The following is a 24,059-nucleotide window of genomic DNA, read 5'->3' on the forward strand; positions in this document are numbered from 1 at the left end:
CGGCGGCCGTGGTTTGCTTTGTGGTTGCGGCGTGCCTTCTTCTTGCGGCGTCGTTTGGATGACATGTGGGTTCCTTTCGTGTGGTGGGGCTGTCTTTCTACGGTGGCACATCCGGGCGCCGGTGGCGCGTTGTCCCGCCTGTGCAGTGGCGGCGGGCGTTGCGGCGGTGACGCAGGGCTGGGTGCACGCGCGTTGGGTGTGCAGGGGCGGGTGCGGGCCGGCGGGCGTTGGGGGCGTAGAGGCGGGTGCGGGCCTGGGGGTGCAGGTCGTGGGTGTGGGTGTGGGTGTGTGTCCCGGCCGTGGTGGTGGTTGGGGTGGGTCGGTACTCCAGCCGTAGATCGTGATCACGGGTGGGAAGGTCAGGCCCGGGACGCTCCGAGGAACCGCAGCACGGCGAGCACCCGGCGGTGGTCCGCCTCGGCCACGGGCAGGTCCAGCTTGGCGAAGATGTTGTTGATGTGCTTGGCCACCGCGCTTTCGCCCACCACCAGCTCCGCCGCGATCCCGGCGTTGGAACGCCCCTCCGCCATCAGTCCGAGCACCTCCCGTTCGCGCGGGGTCAGCCGCTTCAGCGGGTCGCCGCCGCGCCTCAGCAGCAGCTGGGCCACGACCTGCGGGTCCAACGCCGTGCCCCCGGCCGCCACCCGCCGGGCCGCCGCCACGAAGTCCGCGACATCGGCGACCCGCTGCTTGAGCAGGTAGCCCACCCCGCCGGTGTGGGCGGACAGCAGGTCGGCCGCGTACCGCTCCTCCACGTACTGCGACAGCAGCAGCACCGCCGTCCGCGGCCACCGCCGGCGGATCTCCGCCGCGGCCCGCACCCCCTCGTCGGTGAAGCCGGGCGGCATCCGGACGTCGATCAGGGCGAGTTCCGGCCGGTGCTCCGCCACCGCCGCCACCAGCGCCTCCCCGTCGCCGACCTCCGCGGCGACCCGGAAGCCGCCCGTCTCCAGCACCTTGACGAGGCCGACCCGGAGCAGCACCGAATCCTCGGCGATCACCGCGCGCACGGCAGCTCCGCGGTGATGGTGGTGGGCCCGCCGACGGGGCTGCTGACCTGGAAGGCCCCGTCGAGGGAGCTGACCCGCTTGGCCAGCCCGCTCAGCCCCGTGCCGGCGGCGGCGTCGGCACCACCCAGCCCGTCATCGGTAACGCGCACTCGCAGCACCTCGCCGACCTGACGGACCATCACCTCTGCACGCATCGCGTTGGCGTGCTTCGTTGCATTGGTCAGCGCCTCGGAGATCACGAAGTACGCGACCGACTCCACGTTGGGCGCCACCCGCTCCTCCAGATCGACCCGCAGCCGCACCGCCAGGGGCGTGCGGGCAGCCAGCCCGGACAACGCCGCGTCCAGACCTCGGTCTTCGAGCACGGCCGGGTGCAGCCCCCGCACCAGGTCGTTGAGTTCGGCGATCGCCTCCTTCGCTTGCAGGTGCGCTCTCGCGATCACCTCGCGGGCATCACTCGGCAGGTCCGGGCGGGTGGCGATGACCAGACCCAGGTTGACCGCGAGCGACACCAACCGCTGCTGGGTTCCGTCGTGCAGGTCACGCTCGATCCGGCGGCGCTCCGCGTCGACGGCCTCGATCAAGTCGGTCCGGCTCACGGCCAGTTGATCTACCCGTTCCTGGAGCCGCTGCGCCCGGCTGGGCCCGAGCAGGCCCAGTGCCAGCCGCGCCTCGGCCCGGGCCACTGCCCGCGCGGTCCAGGGCAGGGCGCACAGGAGGAGGAGTCCAGCCGCTGTGTAAGCCGGCAGCTGGGTCAGGTAGCCGAACCAGTCCTGGCGGATTCCGGTTGGCAGCGCCCATGACCAGGCGTAGGCGATGACACCCACCAGGCACGCCGCCGCCACCGCGAGCACCAGCAGCTCGAGCAGCGCGAGCAGCGGGCCCAGCAGGAGGTGGTAGCCGATCTTGCGCCAAGGCCGCGTCGCCGCGAGCCACCGGGCGGTCGAGGCCCACGTCCATTGTTCCGGCGCGGTGGGGGTGAGCCGGGGAACGTCCACACCGATGAGCACCCGGTAGCGGGCCCGCTGAACAGCCGTCAGCACCGGGGTGCCGAGCAGGACCAGGGCGGCCGACACGGAAACCGTGAGGAGCCGGTTCCCCGTCCTGGCGGTAGTCGCCACCGCCCAGGCCCACACGGGCACCAGCGCCAGGTGCGGCAGCACACCAGCGGCAAGAAAGCCGGTGTCCCGCTGTGCCCGGAGGACCGTGCGTCTCAGTCCAGCTGGAATCGTCATGGCACGACGCTAGGGCACCGCAGGAGGACGGTGCCATGAAACCTGTACCCGATCTCATGGTGAACCTAGTACCAGCCGTGGATCTTGATCTTGGCCTGTGGGCGGACCGCATCTCGGGTCGGTAGGTCGGCTTCTGCTGGCAGCTGGCAGGTGGACCGGGCCCGGTGGAACAGGCACTATGCCGAATCGCGCACTGGATGCGGCGGCCGGCGGCCCGCGGCCGCCCGGCCTCCCTCGCCGATGATCTGCGCCGCCCCTGCGACGTGGTGGACCCACGCGGCACTCCACCAGGCGATCTGATCGAGGCCACCCTCCACGCCCGGATCAGGCCGAGTCCCCGAGAGTCGACATGAGGTGATCCTGTTCGGGAGCTGACTGTCGTGTTCGCGTTGGCCGGGGAAGTGAACTCCTGGTCGTGGGCAGTCCGGCAGTTCGAGCGCCTGTGGCGCGCGGAGCCCTGTCCATCTCGAAACTTTCGACGGTTTGCCGTCGCATGTTGCGGCTTGCGGCGGCGGCTGATCGCTGAAAATCGGCAGGGTCTTGGTCAAGGGACCGGACTGCGCAGGTGTCCAGGCGTCTGGCCTGCGGTGTTTCGAGCAAGGGCGAGCCCGGGGATGTCCGATACTTTCACTGTTTCGGTCGAAAGTGTTGACAGCTTGTCGAGTCCGGGCCAACACTGTCGCCGTCGACAAATCCGCCCGGCCCTGGATCGGAGTTTCGTCAGCCGGCTTCGGGTGGAGCGGCATTGAGGACCAATCGGTTGTGTGCACCGCTGCGCGACACCGTCCGGCCGATCCACCCCTTCACGGCCATCGGTGCGCGCGGGGGCTGCGCCCACCCCCACCCCGACTCATCGACAGGATGGATCACCCCCGTGAACGATCCCCACCCCAAGCGCCGCGCGGCCAAGCTCCCCTGGCGGCTCGTCAGGAAGGTCCGCCGGGGCGGCCGCTTTCTCGCGCCGGCCGTCGCGGCCGTGCTGCTCCTGCCCGGCACCGCCGACGCCGCGACCATCACCGCGAACCAGACCGGCAGTGACGGCGGATACTTCTACTCGTTCTGGACCGAGGGCAGCGGTGCGGCCTCGATGTCCCTGAACGGCGGCGGCAACTACGGCACCTCCTGGAGCAACGCCGGAAACTTCGTCGCCGGTAAGGGCTGGAGCACCGGGTCGCGCAACCCCGTGACCTACTCGGGCACTTGGAGCACCAGCGGTAACGCCTACCTGTCGCTCTACGGCTGGAGCACCAACCCGCTCGTCGAGTACTACGTCGTCGAGAACTACGGCTCCTACAAGCCCACCGGCACGTACAAGGGTACCGTCAGCACTGACGGCGGCACCTACGACATCTACGAGACGACGCGCTACAACGCCCCCTCCATCGAGGGCAACAAGACCTTCAACCAGTACTGGAGCGTCCGTCAGGCCAAGCGGACCGGCGGAACCATCACCGTCGGAAACCACTTCGACGCCTGGGCGAAGTACGGCATGACCCTCGGCACCATGAACTACGAGATCATGGCCACCGAGGGGTATCAGAGCAGTGGTAGTTCCAACATCACGCTCGGCTCCTCCACCGGCGGGGGTAGCGGCGGCTGCACCGCGACGCTCTCCGCCGGCGCCTCGTGGAGCGACCGCTACAACCTGAACGTCTCGGTCACCGGATCCGACACCTGGAAGGTGACCGTGAAGGTGCCCTCGCCGGAGAAGGTCGGCTCGACCTGGAACATCAACGCGTCCTACCCCGACGCGCAGACCCTCCTCGCAACCTCCGACGGCGCGGGCAACAACTGGGGCATGACCGTCATGAAGAACGGCAGCACCACCTGGCCGACGGTCTCCTGCAGCGTGAGCTGACCCAAGGGCCGGCTCCTCGGGCAGGGCGCTTGTCCGCTGCAAATTGTTAGCGTTAACAGGCCGATTCTGAGAGCCGGCCGATGCCGGCCGTCGGCCGGACATCACAAGGGTGAGTGGTGCGTCAACCGACCGCACAGCCCTTCGGCGGGGCCAGGCGCCACTCCTGGACCTGTGCCGCCCCCTGCCCGGCAGCAACGGCCCGGCCGAGTACGTCCTGGCAGAACGGTCAGGACCGTGCGCCGGTCCTCAACCGGTGCCGCTGGCATCCCCCATACACACAAGGAGAACGATCCGTCATGTCATGGCCGAACAAGCAGCAGTCCCGTCTCCGCTCAAGGTTGACGGCCGCCACCGGCTTGATCGCCGGTGTCGCCCTCGTCGCGACCGGAGCGGCGGGCTGGTCGGCGAACGCAGCTTCCGCAGGGTCCTTGGGGGCCGTCGCCGCTCAGTCCGGCCGGTACTTCGGTACCGCGGTGGCGGCGGGAAGGCTCGGGGACTCCACGTACGCGGGCATCCTGGACCGGGAGTTCACCATGATCACCCCGGAGAACGAGATGAAGTGGGACGCGATCGAGCCCTCCCGCGGCTCGTTCAACTTCGGGGCCGCCGACCAGATCGTCAACCACGCGACCGCGCACGGCCAGCGGATGCGCGGCCACACCCTGGTGTGGCATTCCCAACTGCCCAGCTGGGTCGGCTCCATCACCGACGCCAACACCCTGCGTAGTGTGATGAACAATCACATCACCACCGAGATGACGCACTACAAGGGCAAGATCTACGCCTGGGACGTGGTCAACGAGGCCTTCGCCGACGACGGCAGCGGCCAGCACCGGGGGTCCGTGTTCCAGAACGTGCTGGGCAACGGCTTCATCGAGGAGGCGTTCCGCACCGCCCGGACCGCCGACCCTTCGGCCAAGCTCTGCTACAACGACTACAACATCGAGAACTGGTCGGACGCCAAGACCCAGGGCGTCTACAGCATGGTCAAGGACTTCAAGTCCCGCGGCGTGCCGATCGACTGCGTCGGCCTCCAGAGCCACTTCGGCACCGGCGGCCCGTCGGGCAGCTTCCAGACCACCCTCGCCAACTTCGCCGCGCTCGGCGTCGATGTCCAGATCACCGAACTCGACATCGCCCAGGCATCCACCACCGCGTACACCAACACCGTCCGGGCCTGCCTCGACGTTGCCCGCTGCACGGGCATCACGGTCTGGGGCATCCGCGACAGCGACTCGTGGCGCACCGGCGAGAACCCGCTGCTGTTCGACAACAGTGGCAACAAGAAGCCCGCCTACGGCGCGGCACTCGCCGCCCTGGGCGGCAGCGGCGGCACACCGGGCGGGGGCATCGTCTCCGGCACCGTCTACACGCTCTCGGACGTGGCCGCCGGACGCGTGCTCGACGAGCCTGCGGGACAGAACGGCAACGGCACCCCGCTCCAGGTGTGGGACGCCAGTGGTGCCTCCAACCAGCAGTGGCGGGCCGGTCGGAACAGCGACGGTTCCTACACGCTGACCAACGTCGCCAGCGGCCGCGTACTGGACGAGCCGGGTGACCGGACCGGCAACGGCACGCGGATGCAGGTCTGGGACTCCAACGGTGGCGCCAACCAGCACTGGCGGGCCGATCAGAACAGCGACGGCTCCTACACGCTGACGAACGTCGCGAGCGGCCGGGCGCTGGAGCTCCCCGGCGGTCAGAGCGCCAACGGCACGCCCGTCCAGATCTGGGACGCCACCGGCGGCGCCAACCAGCACTGGACCTTCAGGTGACCTGAGTAGCCCCGGGCCGGATCCCTTCGCCCCGCCGTGAAAGCGCCCGCGCGCCACCGGGCGAGGGTGACCCGCTCAGCACCGCGACGCGGCCGGACGAGACCGCGACGCCCGGCCGGCGCGCGGGCCGGCCGATGTCGCCGCTCCCGAAGTCAACCGCCAAGGGCGGGCAATCCAGCACCGGCCCGATGGCGACCCCTGGTCACGGGCTCATGGCGGCGTAGGCATGTTAACGCTAACAGGGTCGCGTGGCAGTTCCATCCGTTCTCAAAGGAGATCCCCATGCGCAGACGAAGTTCCAGCCGCAGGCAGCTGTCCGCGGCACTCACCGCCGCGGTCGCGATCCTGGCCGCGTTGGCGGCGATGCTCGTCGCCCAGCCTGCTCAGGCCGCCACCAGTGGCGCCTTGCGCGGGACAGGTTCCAGCCGCTGTCTCGATGTGCAGAACGCCAGCCAGGCCGACGGCGCGTCCCTGCAGATCTACGACTGCTCGGGCGGCACCAACCAGCTGTGGACCTCGACGTCCGGCAACCAGCTGACCGTGTACGGCGACAAGTGCCTGGACGTTCCGGGTCACGCCACCACGGCCGGTACCCGGGTGCAGATCTGGACCTGCAGCGGCGCTGCGAACCAGCAGTGGCGGCTGAACTCCGACGGCACGGTCGTCGGAGTGGAGTCCGGGCTGTGTCTGGACGTGGCGAGCGGCGGTACGGCCAACGGCACGGCGGTGCAGATCTGGACGTGCAACGGCGGCAGCAACCAGAAGTGGACCGGCCTGTCCGGGGCGTCGACCCCGTCGCCCACGCCGACGGGCGGCACGTGTGCCCTGCCGTCGACGTACCGGTGGTCGTCGACGGGTGCGTTGGCGCAGCCGGCGAACGGCTGGACGTCGGTGAAGGACTTCACCGACGTGGTGTACAACGGCAAGCACCTGGTCTACGCGTCGAACGTGAACGGCTCCTCGTACGGCTCGATGGCGTTCGCCCCCTTCACCAATTGGTCGGACATGGCCTCGGCCCCCCAGACGGGGATGAGCCAGGCCACGGTGGCGCCCACGCTGTTCTACTTCGCGCCCAAGAACATCTGGGTGCTGGCCTACCAGTGGGGTGCGTGGCCCTTCATCTACCGCACCTCCAGCGACCCGACGAACCCCAACGGCTGGTCCGCGCCGCAGCCGCTGTTCACCGGCGGCATCCCGGGCGCCGCCCCGATCGACCAGACCCTGATCGCCGACGACCAGAACATGTACCTGTTCTTCGCCGGTGACAACGGCAGCATCTACCGGGCGAGCATGCCGATCGGGAACTTCCCGGGCAGCTTCGGCTCCTCGTACACGACGGTCATGAGCGACACGGTGAAGAACCTGTTCGAGGCACCGCAGGTCTACAAGGTCAAGGGCCAGAACCAGTACCTCATGATCGTTGAGGCTCGGGGCGCGAACGAGCAGCGCTATTTCCGCTCGTTCACCGCCTCCAGCCTGAGCGGTTCGTGGAGCCCGCAGGCGGCCACCGAGAGTAACCCCTTCGCGGGCAAGGCCAACAGCGGCGCCACCTGGACCAACGACATCAGCCACGGTGACCTGGTCCGCAACAACCCCGACCAGACCATGACCATCGACCCCTGCAACCTGCAGCTCCTCTACCAGGGCAAGTCCCCCACCGCGACCGGCCCCTACGACCAACTGCCGTACCGCCCGGGGCTCCTCACTTTGCAGCGCTGACCCGCCCGGTCCACGGTGATCGCGTCGGGTCCGGCCCGCCGCCACCTGGACGAACGGTCCACGGCGTGGACAACTCCACCTGCTGACCGATGATCACCGCTCCGGGGCCCCCAGCCGTGCGTCGGCTGGGGGCCGCTCCGCTGTGGGCTTCCGTCGTGGGCTTCCGTCGTGGGCGCGGACCGAGCCGTCGCCTGTCCCGCGGACGGCGTCCGGACGGAGATGGAACCGCCCGGCTGCCGTGCTCCGAGTACTCGGTGACCGAGGGGGCGTCGTCGGCCGTGCTACCGGAATGGGTCGTCCCGGGCCCAGTCACCTCCGGCTCGGTCACCTCGGCTCGCCGCTCTGACGGGCGGAGCGTTGCCGCGGCCGGGCTCAGTACGGCGGCCCGGGAATGTCCGGTGACTGGGAACGCGTCGGCTCCCGCGTCCCCCGGCCCCCGTGGTCGGGGGAGAGGGCGGCCTGGAGGTCCACCGGTGGCGGCTCCTTGTCCTTGCGCCGGCTCCCGTGGACGAAGGCGCCGACGAGGAGGGCTCCCACCACCAGGCCGGCGACCACGAGCAGGGCCAGCGCGGAGCCGGGCATACCGGCCGCCAGGACTTCGAAGTCCTTCACGTCACTACCTCCGGTTCTCGGGGATCGGATCGCCGGTCGTCTGCCCGGCCGGCGCGGCGGCAACCGTGCTGGTCGCGGACTGGGCGCGGCGTTGGGGTCGGTCCGACGGTCCCTCCTGGAACTCCGGCCCGAACCTCCTGCCGCCCTTGGCCGCCGCACTCCCGAGTAGGCAGCCGCGCCGCACGACGTCGTGGTTGGGGCGCCACGCCTTCTCCCGGGGTGCGGACCTCCCGGTCTCCGCCGCCGAATCCACGCCGCGTCACCGGGTGGTCCGCCCCACCACGACCCTGGCCCACGGCAGGGCACCGACGGTGCCTGGGCGGCCGCTGCTGACACGTCACGGCGGACCGGAGCGACCAGGTGTTCGTGCCTCCGCAGGTCACCGTCCCTCTGTGCGCTTTCAGGCCTTCGGGTACGTCGGAGCGGTCGCCGGGCGCCTGTTCCGCAGCCCTGGGTCCGGCATTTCGCTTCGTGCACCGGCTCCTGAGCGGGCGGAGTCCTCCCCACGCCGCCTGCGGCGCGCCGTGTCCTCACGCAGGACGGCGCGGAAGAACGCTGCGATCTCCTGCTCTCCGGCGGCCTCGGCGTCCTTCACGTAACGGGCCAGGTCACTGAACCCCCGTCGCGGGTCGGTCATCGTCCTGCCTCCCTTCCCGCCGGTCTCCTGGCCGGCACGTACCCTGCGCGGGCGGCGCCCGAACACCGCACGGAGCTGTGCGCCTGGCACCGATTCGTGACGCCCGGCAGCCTGTGGCCGTCCCCTGGCGATGGCTTCCGGAGGCCGCGCCCGGCACCGGGGTCGACCCCGGCCAGGACCGAGTTGCACCACCGTACGGGCCTCCGCGCCCCGTATCCAGCCCTGCGGGATCCGTCGAGGCGGTCGCATCGCCGGGGCGGGGAAGACATCGGTGTTCGGCCGGGGGACGAACGCGCCGGCCAAGTACGCGTCGGCGGCTTCACTTCGGACACTGACCCCGGTACCGCCCTCGACCTCGGTTCCGTCCTCGACCCGGCCGCCGCGACGCCGACGGCCGGGTCCGGTTCCCGAGTCCGTATCGTCCGTATCGGGAGCGGGGGCGCGACAATGGCTGTCGGAGGCGGTTGCGTCCTGGTGAGGTGACGGTGATGTCCCATCTGTCGATCCGCGAACGTCGGGCCCTCGCGGACATCGAACGCCGGCTCACGGAGGAGGACCCGGAGTTCGCCCGTACCCTCGTACCCCCGATGCCGGGGCGCGACCGCGCCCGCCATCCCGGGCAGGCCGCCGGGTTCGTTCTCCTCGTCGCGCTGAGCGCCGTTCTGCTCCTCGTCGCGGTGGCCGCGCACGGGGTCGGCGCCCTCTTGGCCGTGTCTCTCCTGGTCGGGGCGGTGCCCGGTTGCCTCTGGCTCGCCGCGGAGGCGTTCGAGCGCCGTCGTCGCTCGCGCCGAACCCGCTGAGCGAACCCGCTGAGCGGACCCGCTGAGCGGACCCGCTGAACAGCCGGTCGTCGCGGCCCACCTGCGGAGCAGGCGGTCGGGCACCGGTGCGGGCAGCGGGTTGGGTGGCGCAGTCGAGGACCTTCGTCATTCCTCGGTGTGCTCCGCCGCGGTCCCGTCCCGCTCGGTTCTCCTCGCGGCCCGCTGCTCGGCCGCAGGCCGGGTTGCCGTCGCCGCCCGGCTGGCCCGCGACCCGACCCCGGCGGGGAATCCTGATTGGCCGCCCGCACCCGGGGCAGGCGCGTGGACAGTACGGAATGTCCGAGCTTGTCGACTACGAAGGAGTCCGTTGTGAGCAAGGTGAAGGAGTCCATCGACGTGGACGTCCCTCTGCACGGCGTCTACAACCAGTGGACGCAGTTCGAGGAATTCCCCCGATTCATGGACGGCGTCGAGGAGGTGCGGCAGACCGACGACCGGCACTGCCACTGGACGACCAGAGTCGCCGGCGCGCGCCGCGAGTTCGACACCGAGATCGTCGACCAGCTTCCCGACCAGCGGATCTCCTGGCGGACGGTGGGTGGTGACGTGCGGCAGATGGGCGTGGTGACGTTCCAGCGTCTCGACGACTCCCGCACCCGGGTCAGTCTGGCGATGGAGTTCGAGCCGCAGGGCATGGTGGAGAAGGCCGGAGACCTGCTCGGTGTCCTGGATCGGCAGGTCAAGGGCGACCTGAGCCGGTTCAAGGGCTTCATCGAGGAGCAGGGACGCGCGACCGGTGGCTGGGGCGGCCGCCTGACACCGGACGGTGCCGGAGCCCCCGGCGGCGGCCCGGCCGTGCGTGAGGACGCACCGCCGCGTGAGCAGCCCCAGGCCCGGATGACCGGAGAGGGCGCGCCGCCGCTGCCGGTGGACCCGGACCACCTGCGGCACGGCTGACCGCTCGTCCCGGCCGGCCACGCAGGCCTGAGCCCCGACCGGACGCCGGCGCCTTCGAGGCGCGCCCGGCGTCCGGTCGCCGTGCTTCGGCCCGGGGGAACTGCATATTCTCCGCCCTCGGGGGAGCGCGGGAGGAGCGGCGCCGGACCGAGTGGATCTCGAAGGTGAGGAAGAGTACGCGGACGACCTGCCCCCCGGTACCGGTAGGCGACCGGCCGCCCCCGCAGTGCGCTCCAGCCCGAACAACGCCCCCCAGGGCCCGGGGCGCGGTGGTGGCTGCCATCCTTGTCGCATTGGTCGTCCGGCGGAGGCCGCGGAGCGTGCACCCGGAGGAGATCCGCGACCCCGCGATGCCGACGGAGCCGCAGTACGGGCAGAGCCTGGGCTCGAAGGGGCGGCGCTCGCACCGGTGCGAGCGCCGCCCCTTCGGCGCGGAGAGCCGCGCGTGTACGCCGTCCATCTCGTCCATGTACGCCGTCCATCCGTACGGGGTGGGTACCCGTCCCGGCACGGGCGACACGGGGTCCTACCGGCGGGGGCGACCCGGACCGCACCCGCGGCCTTCACCCCATCGGCTCGGCCGCGGCGGCGCCGGCTTCAGCGCCCGACGGCCCCCGCGGGCTCGTCCACCCGTTCACGCACCCAGGCCAGGAAGTTCCGTACCTCGGCGGCCGGCAGGCCGACAGCCTCGGCACGCGGGCGCTCGAAACCGGCCAGCGCCGCCTCGACGATCGGCCGGAAACCGGGCTCGGCGGCGGCGATCGCGTGCCCCGCCGCGCGCTTGGCCGTCCAGCGCCCGGTACGGCAGAACAGCACCGACCGGCAGCCGTTGAGGACCCGGTTGTCCGCCAGATGGCCCTCGCCCTCGCTGTGCTCGCGGACGGACGCCCGGACGGCCGCGAGCAGGTCGGCCGCCGTCGGGGGCGCGATCACCTCCCGTGCCGTCCCGCCGAAGAGGGTCAGTCCGGCCTGATGGGCCACGGACCGGTCGATGACGTACCAGAACGCGGGGGAGGGCACGGGGTCGAAACTCGCCCGCCCGGTCAGCAGCGGGCCGCTGTTGAGGTCCAGCAGGTACCCGGCCCGCCCCGACGCGCGGCCGGCGAAGTCCCGGTCGTACACCACCAGCTCCAACCCGGCGGCCGGGCACGGCAGCCGGGGATGGGCGAGCGTCCCGGCCAGCACGCGCAGCATCGCACCGGACACGGACGGCTCCACCACGACGGTCACGTCGACGTCGCTGCGCCCCGGCCGGTAGTCCCCGAGGGCGAGCGACCCGACCGCCAGGATGCTGACCAGCTCAGCGCCGCAGACCCCGCGGGTGCGCCCCACCAGCTCCCGCAGGTAGGGGCGGACGTGCTCGGGGAGCGGCTGCGGGCCCCCGGAAGCCCGGGACATGCGCGTCATACGGCCAGTCTCCGCCGTGACGCGGCGCAGGGACGGCATTCGTGTGCGGACGGCCGGAGAATCCCTCCTGGTTCGCGTCGTGCTGGGGGCCTCGCGACCGGGGCGCTCGTCCCACCGGTGGCCTTCCACCGCTTTTCGGCCGGCCACGGCCTGAAGGCTGAACTCGTGCACGTAGCCGGTCGGCTCATCGCCGTCGGGCTTGTCGCGCTGGCCCTCACCATCACGGCGGCCCTGCTGCTCCTGCTGCGTACCGCCACCGGCGGTCCCAAGGCCGCATGGGTGCGCAGCGCCGGTGTGGGCCTCTGGTTCGCGACCACCTGGCTGGTACTGCCCTGGTCGTGCTGCGCCGGGCGGCCAGGCGCAGCCGGCCGACCGAGGCGGCCCCCGGCAGTGCGTCCGGCAGCCGCTGACCGCCGGCCTGCCTGCGCCGCCGGGCCTGTCCCGACGGGCCGGCCGGAGCATCGGAACGGGCCGGCACCCGTCGTGCGTAAGCGGCCTGTTCCTGGGCACACGACTGACCATGAGGTGTGTGTGACCTCTCGGAAACGGACGGCCGGCGTCAGCCACGGCCCGTCGTTCCGCGACCGCCCGAGCGGCGGACCCGGCGAACCACCGGCATCAACCCGGGGAAGCGGCATCGTGGGTCGGGCTGTACGACGGCACGCCGTACGACGGCATGCCGCCGGCAGGCTGGGTCCCGAGCCGGCTCGGCCGAGACTCGCGAGGCCCGTAGCGCATCCGACCGACTCACTCCCGGATTCTCGCGGATTCCCGTGAGCCGGGCCCCGCGCTCTAAGGCAGCCACGCGATGTCCCTCCCCGACGACCACGCCCCGACCGGTACGCCGCCATTCCAGCAGACCAGGCGGCTCGCGCCCTACGGAACCGAGGGCGCCGCGAAGCGCTGCCGGGACTTCGGCCGGCGGGCGCTGTTCGACTGGGGGTGGCTGCCGGCCCGGGACGAGGACCAGCGGGTGGCTGCCGATGATGTCCTGCTGATGGTCTCCGAACTGGTCACCAATGCCTGCCTGCACGCCCCCGGAGGCCCCAGGGAGCTACGGCTGATCTGGGACGGGCGGCGCCTGCGGGTGGAGGTCTCGGACGGGAGCCCGCTTCCGCCTCGCCTGCGCCTGGCCCCTGATCGCGGGCGGCCGGGCGGCTACGGGCTCCGGGTGATCGAACGCCTCTCCCACGGCTGGGGTTGCGCGCCGGAGGGGGAGGGGAAACGCGTGTGGTTCGAGGTGCCCGCTCCGCTGCGCCCCCGCTCGCGTCCGGTCGACGGCCGGGCGCGCTCGTGGCCTTGAACACGGGGCTTCGAACACGGGGCTTCGAAGGTGTACGCCTGATCGACACCTCGAAGGCGCACGCCAGACCCTGGCGACAAGGCACGGAGCCGTGAGGAGGGTGCGCGTCGGCCGGGTCTTCCCCGCGAGCGTGCGGACGGCCCACCCCCTCCGATGAATCGGACTTTTCGGGCATGGCATGGAGCACCACCTGACCAGGCTGCAGCTCGCGCACGCCGCCCGGGCCGCCGGCTGGTACGCCGAGTTGGAGGTCCGCGCGCCGGACGGGTCGTGGCGGGCCGACGTGATGACCTCCTCCCCGGACGGCGCCCGCCGCACGGCCTGGGAGGCGCAGCTCTCCCCGATCACCGGTGGCGAGCTCCACGAGCGAACCCGTCGCTATGTCGGTGACGGCATCTCCGTGTGCCGGGTGGCCTTGTCCTCGCGGCTGCGGGTGGGCGCGGAGCCGTCGGTGGTCGCCTCCGCGCCCCGGCCGGGTGGCACGGAGCGGTGGAGCGTGGGCACCGGCCTGTGCAGGTTCGCCGTCGTCCCGTGCCGCAAGAAGTGCCGCTGTCCGCACGGCCACGGCCGCTGGGAGCGTCAACGTGCCGCTGGACGACTTCGTGGTCTGGGCGCTGGGCGACCGTGTCGTCCCGCACCAGGTGCCGGCCGGGGAGGGCGATCACCGGGTGCTGTGGACGGCGCCGATGTACATCGTGCAGGAGGCGGCGTTCGCCGCGACCGACCGCGAGCACCGGGCCAAGCGGACGAGCGAGGAGCGGCGACGTCGGCCGGAGCGGTACGCCGCGTCGGCGGAGGGGCAGGACTGGCGGGCTGTCATGCCCATGGGGCGGCGCTTCCGGCTGGAGGCCGCGGCCGCCGGTGGGCCGAGGGCGACAGCGGGGCGGCCGGCGCGTCTGGGCCACGACAAGATCACTGATCTCCGGTGGGCGGGTGGCCTGCCTGTCTACGTCTCCGGCCGGCCGTACGCCGTCCTGCGCCCGGCCGTCGACCGCGCGGTTTGGACCGACCTGGCCGGGCTGGTGGTGCTGACGGCAGGCGACGCCGAGCGGCGGGCGATCGCCGACCGCGCGCCCGCCCTCACCTCGGTGCCATGGGGGACGCGCCGTGCAACTACGTCGACTGCCGCGACATCGGGGACGTCGCCGCCGCCGCGCTCACCAGGGCCGACGTCGCGGGCGGCAACTACACGCTGACCGGACCGCAGGCCGTCGCCCACCCCGACCTCGCCGCCCGGCTGACCGCCCTGACCGGCTGCCGGGTGCGGTACGTCGACCTCGCCCCGCGGGACCTGCGCGAGCACCCTGGACGAGCACCGCGAGCACTTCCGACCGTAGGCGGCCCTGGCACGCCGCCCGGGCCGGTGAAGCGGCGGCCGCGCCCACCGCCCGGACGAATTACGGCCCCGGGGGGCGGCTGGTTCAGCCGGACCGCTCCCGGGGCCGCGTTGTCACTCGAAGCGTGCGGGGTCGCCGGCCCCGCGCCGGACGATCTGCGCCTCGCCCTCGGAGAAGTCGACGACCGTCGTCGGCTCCGTACCGCAGTCGCCGGAGTCGACCACGGCGTCCAGCAGGTGGTCGAGCCGCTCCTTGATCTCCCAGCCCTGGGTCATCGGCTCGCTCTCGCCGGGGAGCAGCAGGGTGCTGGAGACCAGGGGTTCGCCGAGTTCGGCGAGCAGGGCGCGGGTGACGACGTGGTCGGGGATCCTGACCCCCACCGTCTTCTTCTTCGGGTGCATCAGTCGGCGCGGGACCTCCTTGGTGGCGGGGAGGATGAAGGTGTAGCTGCCCGGCGTCGCCGCCTTGACGGCGCGGAAGACGTCGTTGTCGATCTGGACGAACTGCCCCAGCTGGGCGAAGTTCTCGCACATCAGGGTGAAGTGGTGGCGGTCGTCGAGCCGCCGGATGGAGCGGATCCGTTCCAGGCCCTCGTGGTTGCCCATGCGGCAGCCGAGGGCGAAACAGGAGTCGGTCGGATACGCGATGAGGGCGTCGGAGCGGATGCTGTCGACCACGGTGCCGATGGTGCGGGCCTGGGGGGTCTGCGGGTGCACGTCGAAGTACTTCGCCATCGGCCGACCCTACGGGATCCACCCGGCGGACGGGAGCGGCCGCGCCCGTGGCCCTGTGCCCCGCGGTCCGTGCTCGGTGCTCACCCGGCGCACCGTGCGGCCGCGGTCAGAACCAGTGCAGGCAGTGCGGGGGGCGCTCGGCGCGGAAGAGGGCGTCGGCGAGGGCGGCCGCGCCCGGGTGGTGGGCCCGGACGTGTCCGGCCCGCACCAGCGTGCTCGGGGCGGTGCCGCCGAGGTAGACCGAGCCCAGGTCGCGCACGTCCAGGGACAGGTCGGGCTCCCGGTCGGTCGGGACGCAGTCGGCCTTGCCGTCCCGCACGCTCAGCAGGTGGCGCCCGCTCTCGCCGAGGAACGGGTCCTGGACGTCGAGGACGAGCTCGCCGTCGGTGGACCAGCCGCGCGCGGTCAGCGCGCGAGGGACGTCCAGCAGGCGCACCCAGAGCCAGTCGGTGTCGTTGCTCACCGTGCCGGCGCGGAAGTCGGCGAGCTGCCAGCGCAGCGGGTGCCCGGGCGGGACGTGCTTGAACACGACCTGGGAGACCAGGTCGTGGCCGAGGACGAAGCGGGCCAGGGCCGTGAAGACGGCGTCGTCGGTGGCGATGGTCTCGTCGACCGTCAGGGTCCTGGCCTCGTCGACCGAGTAGCTGGCGTACCCGTCGGGGACGCCGTCGGCGTCCCGGTGCACGGCGACGAAGCGCGGCGCAGGCGAGACCGGTGGCTGCCCCGCGCCCACGGCCCACCAGCGGGGCGGGCGGGACAGCGCGCCGGGCTGGGTACGGCGGTACCGGTCGTAGACCTCCTCCAGGATCTTGCCGCACGCGCTCCGGCGCAGCAGCTCGACCGAGCCCCCGTCCGGGGTGCCGTGCGGGTCGCTCGCCGGTGCGCCGGCCTCGGCGCGGGCCCGTGGCGTGGCGAGCGCGGCCCCGTGGCGCGCCACCGTCAGCCGCGCGGTGCTGGTCGCGGGCCCGTAGCCGAACCTGCCGTAGATCGTGGCCTCCGAGGCCAGCAGCACGGAGAGGAACTCCCCGCGGGCCCGCAGCTCGGCGAGCTGATGGCGCATCATCGAGCTGAGCAGGCCCCGGCGCCGGTGCGAGGGCAGGACCCCGACGGCGGTCACCCCGGCGGCCGGGACGAGGACCTCTCCGGGCAGGGTCAGTTCGAAGGAGTACGCGGCGGCGGTGCCCACGGGCCGCCCGTCCGCCGTCACGGCCAGCACGCCGCGGTCCATCTCCAGCGCCGCCCACCACAGCTCGCTGCCCTGGGCCGGGCTCTCCGGGAAACGCGCGAACGCGGTGTAGGCCGTGTCGACGAAGACCTCGAGGTCCTCATCGGTCGTGGAACGAATCTCCATAGCGCGTGCCGCCTCCTCGAATCCCGGGCACCACGGCTGTGTGGTGCCCGGCCACAGTGCAGCGCCGACCCGCGCCCGGGGCAAGCGAATTACCGCCCGGTCCGTGCCGCTCGCGCTCGCGCTGGCGCCCGCTGCTCGCGGCCCGGCACGGGGGCGTGCGGCCCGGCCCCGGGGGTCAGAATAGGCCGAGGTGGTCCAGTGCGAGGTAGGCCGCCTCCACGTCGGTCATCCGGCCCCTGCGCAGAACGGTGGCGCGGAAGGTGTCCAGGGGCATCAGCACGAGGTCGACGAACTCGGTGCGCTCAAGGGTGGGTTCGGCGACCTTGACGCAGTCGGCAGCGGCGAAGACGTGGCGCCGGACGTTGGGGTAGGCGTCGTCCCAGCAGGTGGTGACGGCCTGAAGGGTGCCCCGGTGGCCGGTCTCCTGGAGGACTTCGGCGGCGGCGGCCGGCTCGTCGTCGGGTTCCACGAAGCCGCCCGGCAGTTCGTGCAGGAAGGCGGCCGGACCGGGGCGGAACTGGCGGGCGAGGATCACCCGCCGGTCGGGGGTGAGGGCAAGCTCGGCCGCGGCGGGCCGCTCGGCTGCCAGCCGCCTTCGAGGGCGGTGCGGGTGATGGCGGTGCCGCTGGCGAGTCCTTCGAGGCAGCCGCGTGACCCGCAGGGGCGGGGGCGGCCGTGGAGGTCGACGCTGATGTGGCCGGGGTGGCCGGGGTGGCCGGGGTGGCCGGCGTTGCCGCTGGGGCTGGTGTGCAGGGTGCCGTCGATGACCAGGCCCGCGCCGACGCCCGTGGAGACGACCGGGTAGAGGGCGTTGCGGTGGTCGCGGGCGGCTCCGCGCCAGTGCTCGGCGACGGTCTTCGCCACGGCGTCGCCGCCGAGGACGACGGGCAGGCCCTCGACGGCGGGATGGGCGGCGACCTGCAAGGTCCGCCAGGCCCTCAAGCCGGTCGTCGGCCCGGAGACCGTGGCCCGCTGGTTCGCCGCGCTCGGCACCGTGAGCCACCAGGGCATCGAGCCCGGGCAGCTGCGGGCCGAGCTCACCTGGATCAACGGCGGCCCGGGCGTGGTCTTCCGCGGCCCGGACCGCGTGGTCGCCACGCTCACCTTCGACTTCGACCCGGAGGCCCGCATCCGGACCATCCACAACGTGGCCAACCCGGACAAGCTGCACGCCGTCGCCGTCGCCGTCGCCGTCGCCGTCGCCGTCGCCGTCGCCGTCGCCGTCGCCGTCGCCGTCGCCGTCGCCGACGGCACCCGGCACCCGGCACGAACTACGCTGAGTCGCCCCGGGCCTCACGCCGGGCACGGCGGCCGGGGCCCGGCGCCGGGCCCCGGCCGGTCTACGGCCGGTGAAGCAGTTCGACGTCGAACTCCTCGAGCGCCTGCACCTGTACCCCTGCCGCCTGCGACGCCTTCGAACGCAGCTGCGCGTGCGGCCCCCGGGAGGCCTTCAGCGCCCCGCGGTCGCGGAAGATCGCGCCGACGCTCCCCGTCCCGCGCTCCCGGTCGATCAGCAGCGCGCCGCCGCTGAACCCGTCCAGCGACTCCAGCCCGGGGAGCGCGGTCGCCTCGAACGTCTCCACCAGCCGGTCGGCCGCCGCCGGGTCGAAGGCCAGGCGCACCAGCCGGAACCCCGCCCCCGGCTGCGCGTCGCCCCGGCGGAACACCGCGGCCTCCCAGCCACCCACGGTGACCGTGCCGCCGAACACGCTCAGCAGCTCCTGGCGCCGGTCGTGCAGCGCCTCCCAGCTGTCCCGCTCGTTCTGCGCGCTCTCCCACCACGAGCCCAGCAGGATCTTCCCGAGCCGCCGGTCCGAGAAGATGCTGAACCCCCGGTAGCCCGCCTGGTCGGAGAGCGAGCGGACGGACGTCGCCTTCAGCCCCTCCAGCGCCTCGTCGGCCAGTGCCGGATCACCGGTCAGGTAGATGGTGCGGACGTACATGGCTGCGTCTCCGTCCCGGTCCGCCGTGGAACGGGCACCTCGCACCCGTCCCGCCCTCCTTCCATCGCACGCCCGACCCGCCCCCCGGTCAAACGCTGGAGCCGTTCCTTCGGCCTTCCGGGGCCCGCCCCGGCCGGGCCCCCGTGGGGGCGATCCCGTCGTATCGGCGGCCGCCGCCCGGCCCCCGCCGCGTCCTCGGCCCGCCCGCGTCCTCGGCCCGTGTCCCGCGGGCGGGGTCATCGTGCCGGGGCGTGTCCCGCACGGGCTGCGCGCCAGGCGGCCATGGCCCGGTCCCAGTCCTCGGCGGTGAGGGCGATCAACGAGGCCGGGAACAGGCCGTCCTCCTCCTTGGCGATGTGCTGGTGCAGGGCTTCGAGCGCGGTGGTCAGCTCGGCGCGATCCGCATTGCGGGTGAGGTCGACGGTGGCGATCAGCGTGGCGAGCTCGCGACGCTCGGTCTCCAACCGGTCCATTCCCGGTTCGAGCCGCCGTGGCAGTCCCACAGGACGATCTTGGAGCCGTCGCTGACGCCTCCGCGGTAGACGTCCAGGCACTTGCCGTTGACGCGGACCGTGCGGTCGGTGCCGACGGTCCAGTTCTGGCCCGCGCTGCCGTCGCATCCCCAGGTGCGCACCGCGGTCCCTTCGGGGTCGGCGGGTCCCGTTGCCGTCGAGGCAGCCCACCACCTTGTTGCCCCAGTCCGTGAGCCTGAGGGGGCCGGTGGCGGCGGTGGGCGGGCCGGTGGGGGTGACCGACAGGTTGTCGAACTGGTCGTTGCGGTAGCGGTCGCCGCCCAGGCCGACCATGCCGGTGGTGAAGGCGGTGTCGGTCACCGAGCCGACGGTGTTGCCGTCCACGGCGGCGGTGAGGGCCGGGCCGTCGACGGTCAGTGCCAGGTGGTGCCAGGTGTCGGTGCCGAGGACGGGGACGCTGCCGCTCCTCAGGACGGTGCTGCTGCCGTCGCCCGCGTTCCCGTCGTCCTCCTTGCTGGAGCGGACGAGGGACCAGGCACCGGTGTCGGACACCCCCAGGTAGTAGGCGTCGAACAGGGCGGGGTGCCGGCCCTGAACTCCCACACGGGCCATCAGCTGCACGGATCCTGGCCCTCGGAGGAGGGTGTCGCCGGCGACCGTGTAGTCGCTCCAGCTGAGGTCGCCGCCCATGGTGTAGGGGCGGTGGCGTCGTGGCTCTCGTTCCACACGATCGTCTTGGCCGGCGCCCGCTGGGTGAGGCAGCGGCCGCCGCGGCCGCCGGCGCAGGTGGTGGCCTCGTAGGCGCCCTGTTGCTGGGAGAGGGGTGATCGGCCGGACAGCTCCTAGCCGCCGCCGATGCCGCCCTGGCCGGCGACCATGGTCAGGTTCAGCCGGGTCACGGCCCGGGCCAGGCCCGGCGTCCGTTCGGTGAGCCGGTCGGTGAGTGCGGCGATCCGCCGGGCGTGGGTCCTGCGGTCGTGGCGTGAGAGCACGAGGCGCAGGTGCCCGTGGGCGGCCAGCGCCGCCAGGACGGCATCGGCGTACGGCGCCTGCGCGGGGGGAGCGTCACCGCGGACGAGTCCGGCCACCCGCACCTGCAGGTCGAGGGCTTGGCGCGGATCGTCGACCGCCACCCGCCGGTGCGGCTCGACGGGGCCGTGCGGGTCCCGGTCGGCCATCGTCGTGATGCCGAGGACGGTGAGCTGCTCCTCGACGGCCTCCAGCGTGTCCTCGCGGCTGCGCCTGATCCACGACTTCCAGCTGCGGGGCCGTTCGCCCAGCTCGGTCAGTAGTGCGTCCAGGACGCGGTCGCCGGTGGGGTCAGCGAGGGCGACCTGGACGCGGCCGTCCCCGTCCTCGGTGGCGGCCCCCCGCCGGGCGAGTTCGGCCAGGGCGGCGGCGCGTACCAGGTAGCCGGCGCGGGTGCGGTCCTGCAGCGACCCGGTCCGGGTGTCGAAGGCCAGCAGGTAGGCGGCCAGATGCAGTCCACGGCTCATGCCACCGACGATACGGCGCGCTTTCGCGTCCGCCGTCAACCCGAGGGACCAACTCGACCTCCGCCCTGAGGGGTACCCGGCCGGCCGCCGCCTGCCGTCCACCGCCTGCCGGTGCCCGGTGCCCGGGTCCGGTGCCGGTCCCTGCGCCCGGCGCCTGGTGGTGCGGAAGCGGTCGAGGTCGGCCAGGCTGAGGGAGGAGTGGACCGACAGCGAAAGGGAGACCCCGCATGCGCATCCTCCTGGTGGGAGCCGGCGGCGTCGGCGGCGCCGTCACCCGCATCGCCGCCCGCCGCGACTTCTTCGAACACTTCGTCGTCGCCGACTACGACGGGGAGCGCGCCGCCGCCGTGGCCGCCTCGGCGGACGACACCCGCTTCACCGCGGCCCGCGTCGACGCCTCCGACCAGCCGGCCGTCGAGGACCTCCTCGCCCGGCACCGCTGCGACGTCCTCCTCAACGCCACCGACCCGCGGTTCGTCATGCCGCTCTTCCGCGCCGCCCTCGCGGCCCGGGTGAACTACCTCGACATGGCGATGTCGCTCTCCAGCCCGCACCCCGAGCGGCCGCACGAGCTGACCGGCGTCAAGCTCGGCGACGAGCAGTTCGCGCTGGCCCCCGAGTGGGAGCGGGCGGGCCGGCTCGCCCTGGTCGGCATCGGCGTGGAACCCGGACTCTCCGACGTGTTCGCCCGCCACGCCGCCGACGAGCTGTTCGACGAGATCGAGGAACTCGGCGTCCGCGACGGCGCCGACCTCACCGTCGACGGCTACGACTTCGCCCCCTCGTTCTCGATCTGGACGACCATCGAGGAGTGCCTCAACCCGCCCGTCGTCTACGAGCGGGACCGCGGCTGGTTCACCACCCCGCCGTTCAGCGAGCCCGAGGTCTTCGACTTCCCCGAGGGCATCGGCCCGGTCGAGTGCGTCAACGTCGAGCACGAGGAGGTGCTCCTGATGCCGCGCTGGATCGACGCGAAACGCGTCACCTTCAAGTACGGCCTCGGGCAGGAGTTCATCGACGTCCTGCGCACACTCCACAAGCTCGGCCTCGACCGTACCGAGCCGGTCAAGGTCGGCGACGTTCTGGTCGCGCCCCGCGACGTGGTCGCCGCCTGCCTGCCCGACCCGGCCACCCTCGGCGACCGGATGCGTGGCAAGACCTGCGCCGGCACCTGGGTCAAGGGCACCAAGGACGGCGCCCCGCGAGAGGTCTACCTCTACCACGTCGCCGACAACGAGGTGACGATGGCCGAGTACGGCTCCCAGGCCGTCGTCTGGCAGACCGCCGTCAACCCGGTCGTCGCCCTCGAACTGATCGCCACCGGCACCTGGACGGCCACCGGCGTCCAGGGCCCCGAGGCACTGGCACCCCGCCCCTTCCTCGACCTCCTCAACGCCTACGGCGCGCCCTGGGGCCTGCGCGAGATGTGAGCGACCCGCACGGCCCGGCCCTCCCACGAGGGCCGGGCCGCCCGCCGATTCCGGCGCCGTCCTACTCGGCCGCCGCCTCCAGGGTGGCGCGCCAGAGCGGGCTGTCGACGTAGTGGTTGTCGTACTGCTCGGAGGAGTCCTTGATCTCCTGCGGGCTCGCCTCACCGCGCATCACCCGGCCGAGCAGGCGCAGGTAGTCGAAGCGCGGCATGCCCGGGGTGAAGGTGAACAGCACGTCGGCCTCGGAGCCCGGGGCCGCCGCGAAGGCGTGCGGGGTGTGCGGCGGGACCAGCAGGAAGTCGCCCTCCTCCAGCGTCTTCACCTCGTCGTCCACCAGCACCCGGAGCGAGCCGCCGATGACGAAGAACAGCTCCGAGGCGCGGGTGTGGAAGTGGGCCGGGGCGCCGACGGCACCCTTGGCGAAGGACGAGCGGTAGCTGGTGACCGGGCTGCCGTCGGTGCCGCAGTCGGCCAGCAGGGTCATCGTGCTGCTCGGGTCGCTGGTGGTCTCGGCGGTGGCGGCGCGGGTCAGCAGCGGCTTCAGCGGGCTGGTGGTCATGGTGTCTCCCCTGGTCATGGGCCGTTCCGGCGTTCCCTCCCGGCCTTGTGGCCACAACTCTATGCGGGGGAAAGACCCATGAAATGGTTCATTGGTGGTATGAAATCGTGGGTCAATTTGGCGCTGTCCTGCAGTGGCCGATGCCGACAGCTGTCCCGTCGCTACCGGATTTCGCACCGCCGTCGGCCCGTCGCGTCGGCCCTGCCGCGGTCCGCGCCGGCGCCGCGACCCCGGCCACGGCGGCACTCCGGGCTCTGCCTCCGGGGGATTTGACTGGCCAGCAGCCTGTTCGTGGGACTACGATCCGCCGCCATGCCATCAAATGAACAGATAGTCCATCAGGCCCTGGGCCGGATCGAGGCCGGGTACGTCTTTCCGGAGAAGACCGCGGCCGTCGACGCCGCGATCCGGCGCCGGCTGGCGCAGGGCGAGTACGGCGGCTTGGACGGGCCGTCCCTGTGCGAGGCGGTGACCTCGCATCTTCAGGAGGTGTGCCCCGACAAGCACCTGCGGCTGCTCTGGGTCGATCAGCCGCAGTCGCTGGACCCGGCGGACGACGACAAGGGACGGGCGGCGTTCCGCGCGTTGCTCAGGGCGGAGAACCAGGGGATCCGCCGCGTCGAGCAACTGGAGGGGAACATCGGGCTCGTGGACGTGCGCTGGATCGCCTCCGCGGACGAGGGCGCCGCCACGATCGGCGCGGCCATGCAGCTGGTCGCGGGCAGCTCGGCGCTCGTTGTGGACCTGCGCGAGTGCCGCGGCGGGGCACCGGAGGGGGCGGCGATGTGGTGCAGCTACTTCTTCCCCGACGACCAGGTGCACCTCAACGACTTCTACGAACGCTCCACCGGCGCCACCCGGCAGTTCTGGACGGCCGCGCACCTTCCCGCACCGCGCTACACCGGCCGCCCCGTCCTCGTCCTCACCAGCTCGGTCACCTTCTCCGGCGGCGAGGACGTGGCGTACACCCTGCAGGCGCACGGCCGCGCCGAACTCGTCGGCGAGACGACGCGCGGCGGGGCACACCCGACGGACCGTCACCCGGTCACGGAACACATCATGGTGACCGTGCCGACCGCCCGGACGATCAACAGCGTCACCGGCACCAACTGGGAAGGCACCGGTGTGGTCCCGGACATCGCCGCACCGGCGGGCGAGGCGCTCGACGTGGCACTCAGGACCGCCCTGGAGCGCCTGGGCGCGTAGGCCGGTCCGGCCTCAGGTGCTGCCGGAGGGGGCAGCACACGCCGGACGGCGACGGACGGCGTGGGCGCCCCGGAAGCGCCGGGCGTCGGCCGTGGCTGATCCGCCGGCCGCGGTGGTCGCCGTCACGGCGGTGGGCCCGCGGTGGACCGGACGACAAGACCCGCAGCAGGCCCCGCACGGCCGCCGCCATCGCCAGCGCCGCGGACCCGGTCCCGCGCGGCACCCTTCGGCCGGGGCCAGGGCCGGGGCCGTTGCG

Annotated in this window: 20 protein-coding genes and 4 pseudogenes; 11 read left to right on the forward strand and 13 right to left on the reverse strand. The window is 72.6% G+C overall.

Annotation, left to right across the window (positions count from 1 at the left end):
* Positions 1-359: 359 nt before the first annotated feature.
* Together OG689_RS39440 and OG689_RS39445 are read right to left on the reverse strand one after the other, a co-directional pair.
* Positions 360-1,010: a response regulator transcription factor gene (locus OG689_RS39440; RefSeq protein WP_266318246.1), complete on the reverse strand. Its 651-nt coding sequence runs from the start codon at positions 1,008-1,010 to the stop codon at positions 360-362.
* On the reverse strand, positions 998-2,245 hold the full coding sequence (locus OG689_RS39445) for a histidine kinase (protein WP_266326616.1): 1,248 nt from the start codon (positions 2,243-2,245) through the stop codon (positions 998-1,000). Before OG689_RS39445 ends, OG689_RS39440 begins: the two co-directional genes overlap by 13 nt.
* A 976-nt stretch (positions 2,246-3,221) precedes the next feature.
* Here OG689_RS39445 and OG689_RS39450 point away from each other — a divergent pair.
* The 3 genes and pseudogenes from OG689_RS39450 to OG689_RS39460 all read left to right on the forward strand — a co-directional run bounded on the left by OG689_RS39450 (position 3,222) and on the right by OG689_RS39460 (position 7,597).
* Entirely contained in the window at positions 3,222-4,103 is an 882-nt protein-coding gene (locus OG689_RS39450) for a glycoside hydrolase family 11 protein (RefSeq protein WP_266327762.1), read from the forward strand.
* Positions 4,104-4,399: 296 nt separating this feature from the next.
* A pseudogene (locus OG689_RS39455) lies at positions 4,400-5,866 on the forward strand (endo-1,4-beta-xylanase); the annotation flags it as partial.
* 294 nt (positions 5,867-6,160) lie between these two features.
* Complete coding sequence (locus OG689_RS39460; protein WP_266326618.1) at positions 6,161-7,597, forward strand: non-reducing end alpha-L-arabinofuranosidase family hydrolase; 1,437 nt, start codon at positions 6,161-6,163, stop codon at positions 7,595-7,597.
* 372 nt (positions 7,598-7,969) lie between these two features.
* On the opposite strand, the gene OG689_RS39465 is transcribed toward OG689_RS39460, so the two are convergent.
* The gene (locus OG689_RS39465) at positions 7,970-8,209 is read right to left on the reverse strand and encodes a DUF6479 family protein (RefSeq protein ID WP_266326620.1); all 240 of its coding nucleotides are present in this window, start codon (positions 8,207-8,209) and stop codon (positions 7,970-7,972) included.
* Between the two features lie 1,125 nt (positions 8,210-9,334).
* Here OG689_RS39465 and OG689_RS39470 point away from each other — a divergent pair.
* Together OG689_RS39470 and OG689_RS39475 are read left to right on the forward strand one after the other, a co-directional pair.
* Complete coding sequence (locus tag OG689_RS39470; RefSeq protein ID WP_266326622.1) at positions 9,335-9,646, forward strand: DUF3040 domain-containing protein; 312 nt, start codon at positions 9,335-9,337, stop codon at positions 9,644-9,646.
* A gap of 330 nt (positions 9,647-9,976) precedes the next feature.
* Positions 9,977-10,564 (forward strand): SRPBCC family protein, encoded by a 588-nt coding sequence (locus OG689_RS39475; RefSeq protein ID WP_323189367.1) that lies wholly within the window; start codon positions 9,977-9,979, stop codon positions 10,562-10,564.
* Positions 10,565-11,161: 597 nt separating this feature from the next.
* Here the strand turns inward: OG689_RS39475 and OG689_RS39480 are convergent.
* Positions 11,162-11,971 (reverse strand): aminoglycoside adenylyltransferase domain-containing protein, encoded by an 810-nt coding sequence (locus OG689_RS39480; RefSeq protein ID WP_266326624.1) that lies wholly within the window; start codon positions 11,969-11,971, stop codon positions 11,162-11,164.
* On the opposite strand from OG689_RS39480, the gene OG689_RS39485 reads away from it, so the two are divergent.
* From OG689_RS39485 to OG689_RS39495, 3 genes are all read left to right on the forward strand, one after another.
* Complete coding sequence (locus tag OG689_RS39485) at positions 11,921-12,748, forward strand: DUF6328 family protein (protein WP_266326626.1); 828 nt, start codon at positions 11,921-11,923, stop codon at positions 12,746-12,748. The genes OG689_RS39480 and OG689_RS39485 overlap by 51 nt on opposite strands.
* A gap of 31 nt (positions 12,749-12,779) precedes the next feature.
* Positions 12,780-13,274 carry an ATP-binding protein gene (locus OG689_RS39490; RefSeq protein ID WP_266326628.1) on the forward strand — a complete coding sequence of 165 codons (495 nt, stop codon included), beginning with the start codon at positions 12,780-12,782 and terminating at the stop codon, positions 13,272-13,274.
* Positions 13,275-13,858: 584 nt separating this feature from the next.
* Positions 13,859-14,470, forward strand: coding sequence for a hypothetical protein (locus OG689_RS39495; protein WP_266326630.1), 612 nt, complete (start codon positions 13,859-13,861; stop codon positions 14,468-14,470).
* Positions 14,471-14,724: 254 nt separating this feature from the next.
* Here OG689_RS39495 and OG689_RS39500 read toward each other — a convergent pair whose 3' ends face one another.
* The 4 genes and pseudogenes from OG689_RS39500 to OG689_RS39515 all read right to left on the reverse strand — a co-directional run.
* Entirely contained in the window at positions 14,725-15,345 is a 621-nt protein-coding gene (locus OG689_RS39500; protein WP_266326632.1) for an L-threonylcarbamoyladenylate synthase, read from the reverse strand.
* A 106-nt stretch (positions 15,346-15,451) separates the two neighbouring features.
* Entirely contained in the window at positions 15,452-16,696 is a 1,245-nt protein-coding gene (locus tag OG689_RS39505) for a GNAT family N-acetyltransferase (protein WP_266326634.1), read from the reverse strand.
* Positions 16,697-16,871: 175 nt separating this feature from the next.
* Positions 16,872-17,231, reverse strand: coding sequence for an NUDIX hydrolase (locus tag OG689_RS39510; RefSeq protein WP_266326636.1), 360 nt, complete (start codon positions 17,229-17,231; stop codon positions 16,872-16,874).
* Positions 17,232-17,275: 44 nt separating this feature from the next.
* Positions 17,276-17,590, reverse strand: a pseudogene (locus OG689_RS39515) (ROK family protein); the annotation flags it as partial.
* Between the two features lie 28 nt (positions 17,591-17,618).
* Between OG689_RS39515 and OG689_RS39520 the strand changes: the two are divergent.
* Positions 17,619-17,876, forward strand: a pseudogene (locus OG689_RS39520) (RNA polymerase subunit sigma-24); the annotation flags it as partial.
* Between the two features lie 160 nt (positions 17,877-18,036).
* Here OG689_RS39520 and OG689_RS39525 read toward each other — a convergent pair.
* The 4 genes and pseudogenes from OG689_RS39525 to OG689_RS39535 form a co-directional block, all read right to left on the reverse strand.
* Positions 18,037-18,639, reverse strand: a complete 603-nt coding sequence (locus OG689_RS39525; RefSeq protein WP_266326638.1) for a hypothetical protein — start codon at positions 18,637-18,639, stop codon at positions 18,037-18,039.
* A gap of 430 nt (positions 18,640-19,069) precedes the next feature.
* Positions 19,070-19,273, reverse strand: a complete 204-nt coding sequence (locus tag OG689_RS45080; protein WP_354536923.1) for a ricin-type beta-trefoil lectin domain protein — start codon at positions 19,271-19,273, stop codon at positions 19,070-19,072.
* A 124-nt stretch (positions 19,274-19,397) separates the two neighbouring features.
* Positions 19,398-19,802 (reverse strand): annotated as a pseudogene (locus OG689_RS45085) (LamG-like jellyroll fold domain-containing protein); the annotation flags it as partial.
* Positions 19,803-19,954: 152 nt separating this feature from the next.
* The gene (locus OG689_RS39535) at positions 19,955-20,608 is read right to left on the reverse strand and encodes a GPP34 family phosphoprotein (protein ID WP_266326642.1); all 654 of its coding nucleotides are present in this window, start codon (positions 20,606-20,608) and stop codon (positions 19,955-19,957) included.
* Between the two features lie 227 nt (positions 20,609-20,835).
* On the opposite strand from OG689_RS39535, the gene OG689_RS39540 reads away from it, so the two are divergent.
* Positions 20,836-22,038 (forward strand): saccharopine dehydrogenase C-terminal domain-containing protein, encoded by a 1,203-nt coding sequence (locus tag OG689_RS39540; protein ID WP_266326644.1) that lies wholly within the window; start codon positions 20,836-20,838, stop codon positions 22,036-22,038.
* Positions 22,039-22,099: 61 nt separating this feature from the next.
* On the opposite strand, the gene OG689_RS39545 is transcribed toward OG689_RS39540, so the two are convergent.
* Positions 22,100-22,597 carry a cupin domain-containing protein gene (locus tag OG689_RS39545; RefSeq protein WP_266326646.1) on the reverse strand — a complete coding sequence of 166 codons (498 nt, stop codon included), beginning with the start codon at positions 22,595-22,597 and terminating at the stop codon, positions 22,100-22,102.
* Between the two features lie 312 nt (positions 22,598-22,909).
* Between OG689_RS39545 and OG689_RS39550 the strand changes: the two genes are divergently transcribed.
* Positions 22,910-23,803 (forward strand): S41 family peptidase, encoded by an 894-nt coding sequence (locus OG689_RS39550; protein WP_266326648.1) that lies wholly within the window; start codon positions 22,910-22,912, stop codon positions 23,801-23,803.
* The last annotated feature ends 256 nt before the right edge of the window (positions 23,804-24,059 follow it).

It is taken from the genome of Kitasatospora sp. NBC_00240, assembly GCF_026342405.1.
GTDB lineage: Bacteria > Actinomycetota > Actinomycetes > Streptomycetales > Streptomycetaceae > Kitasatospora.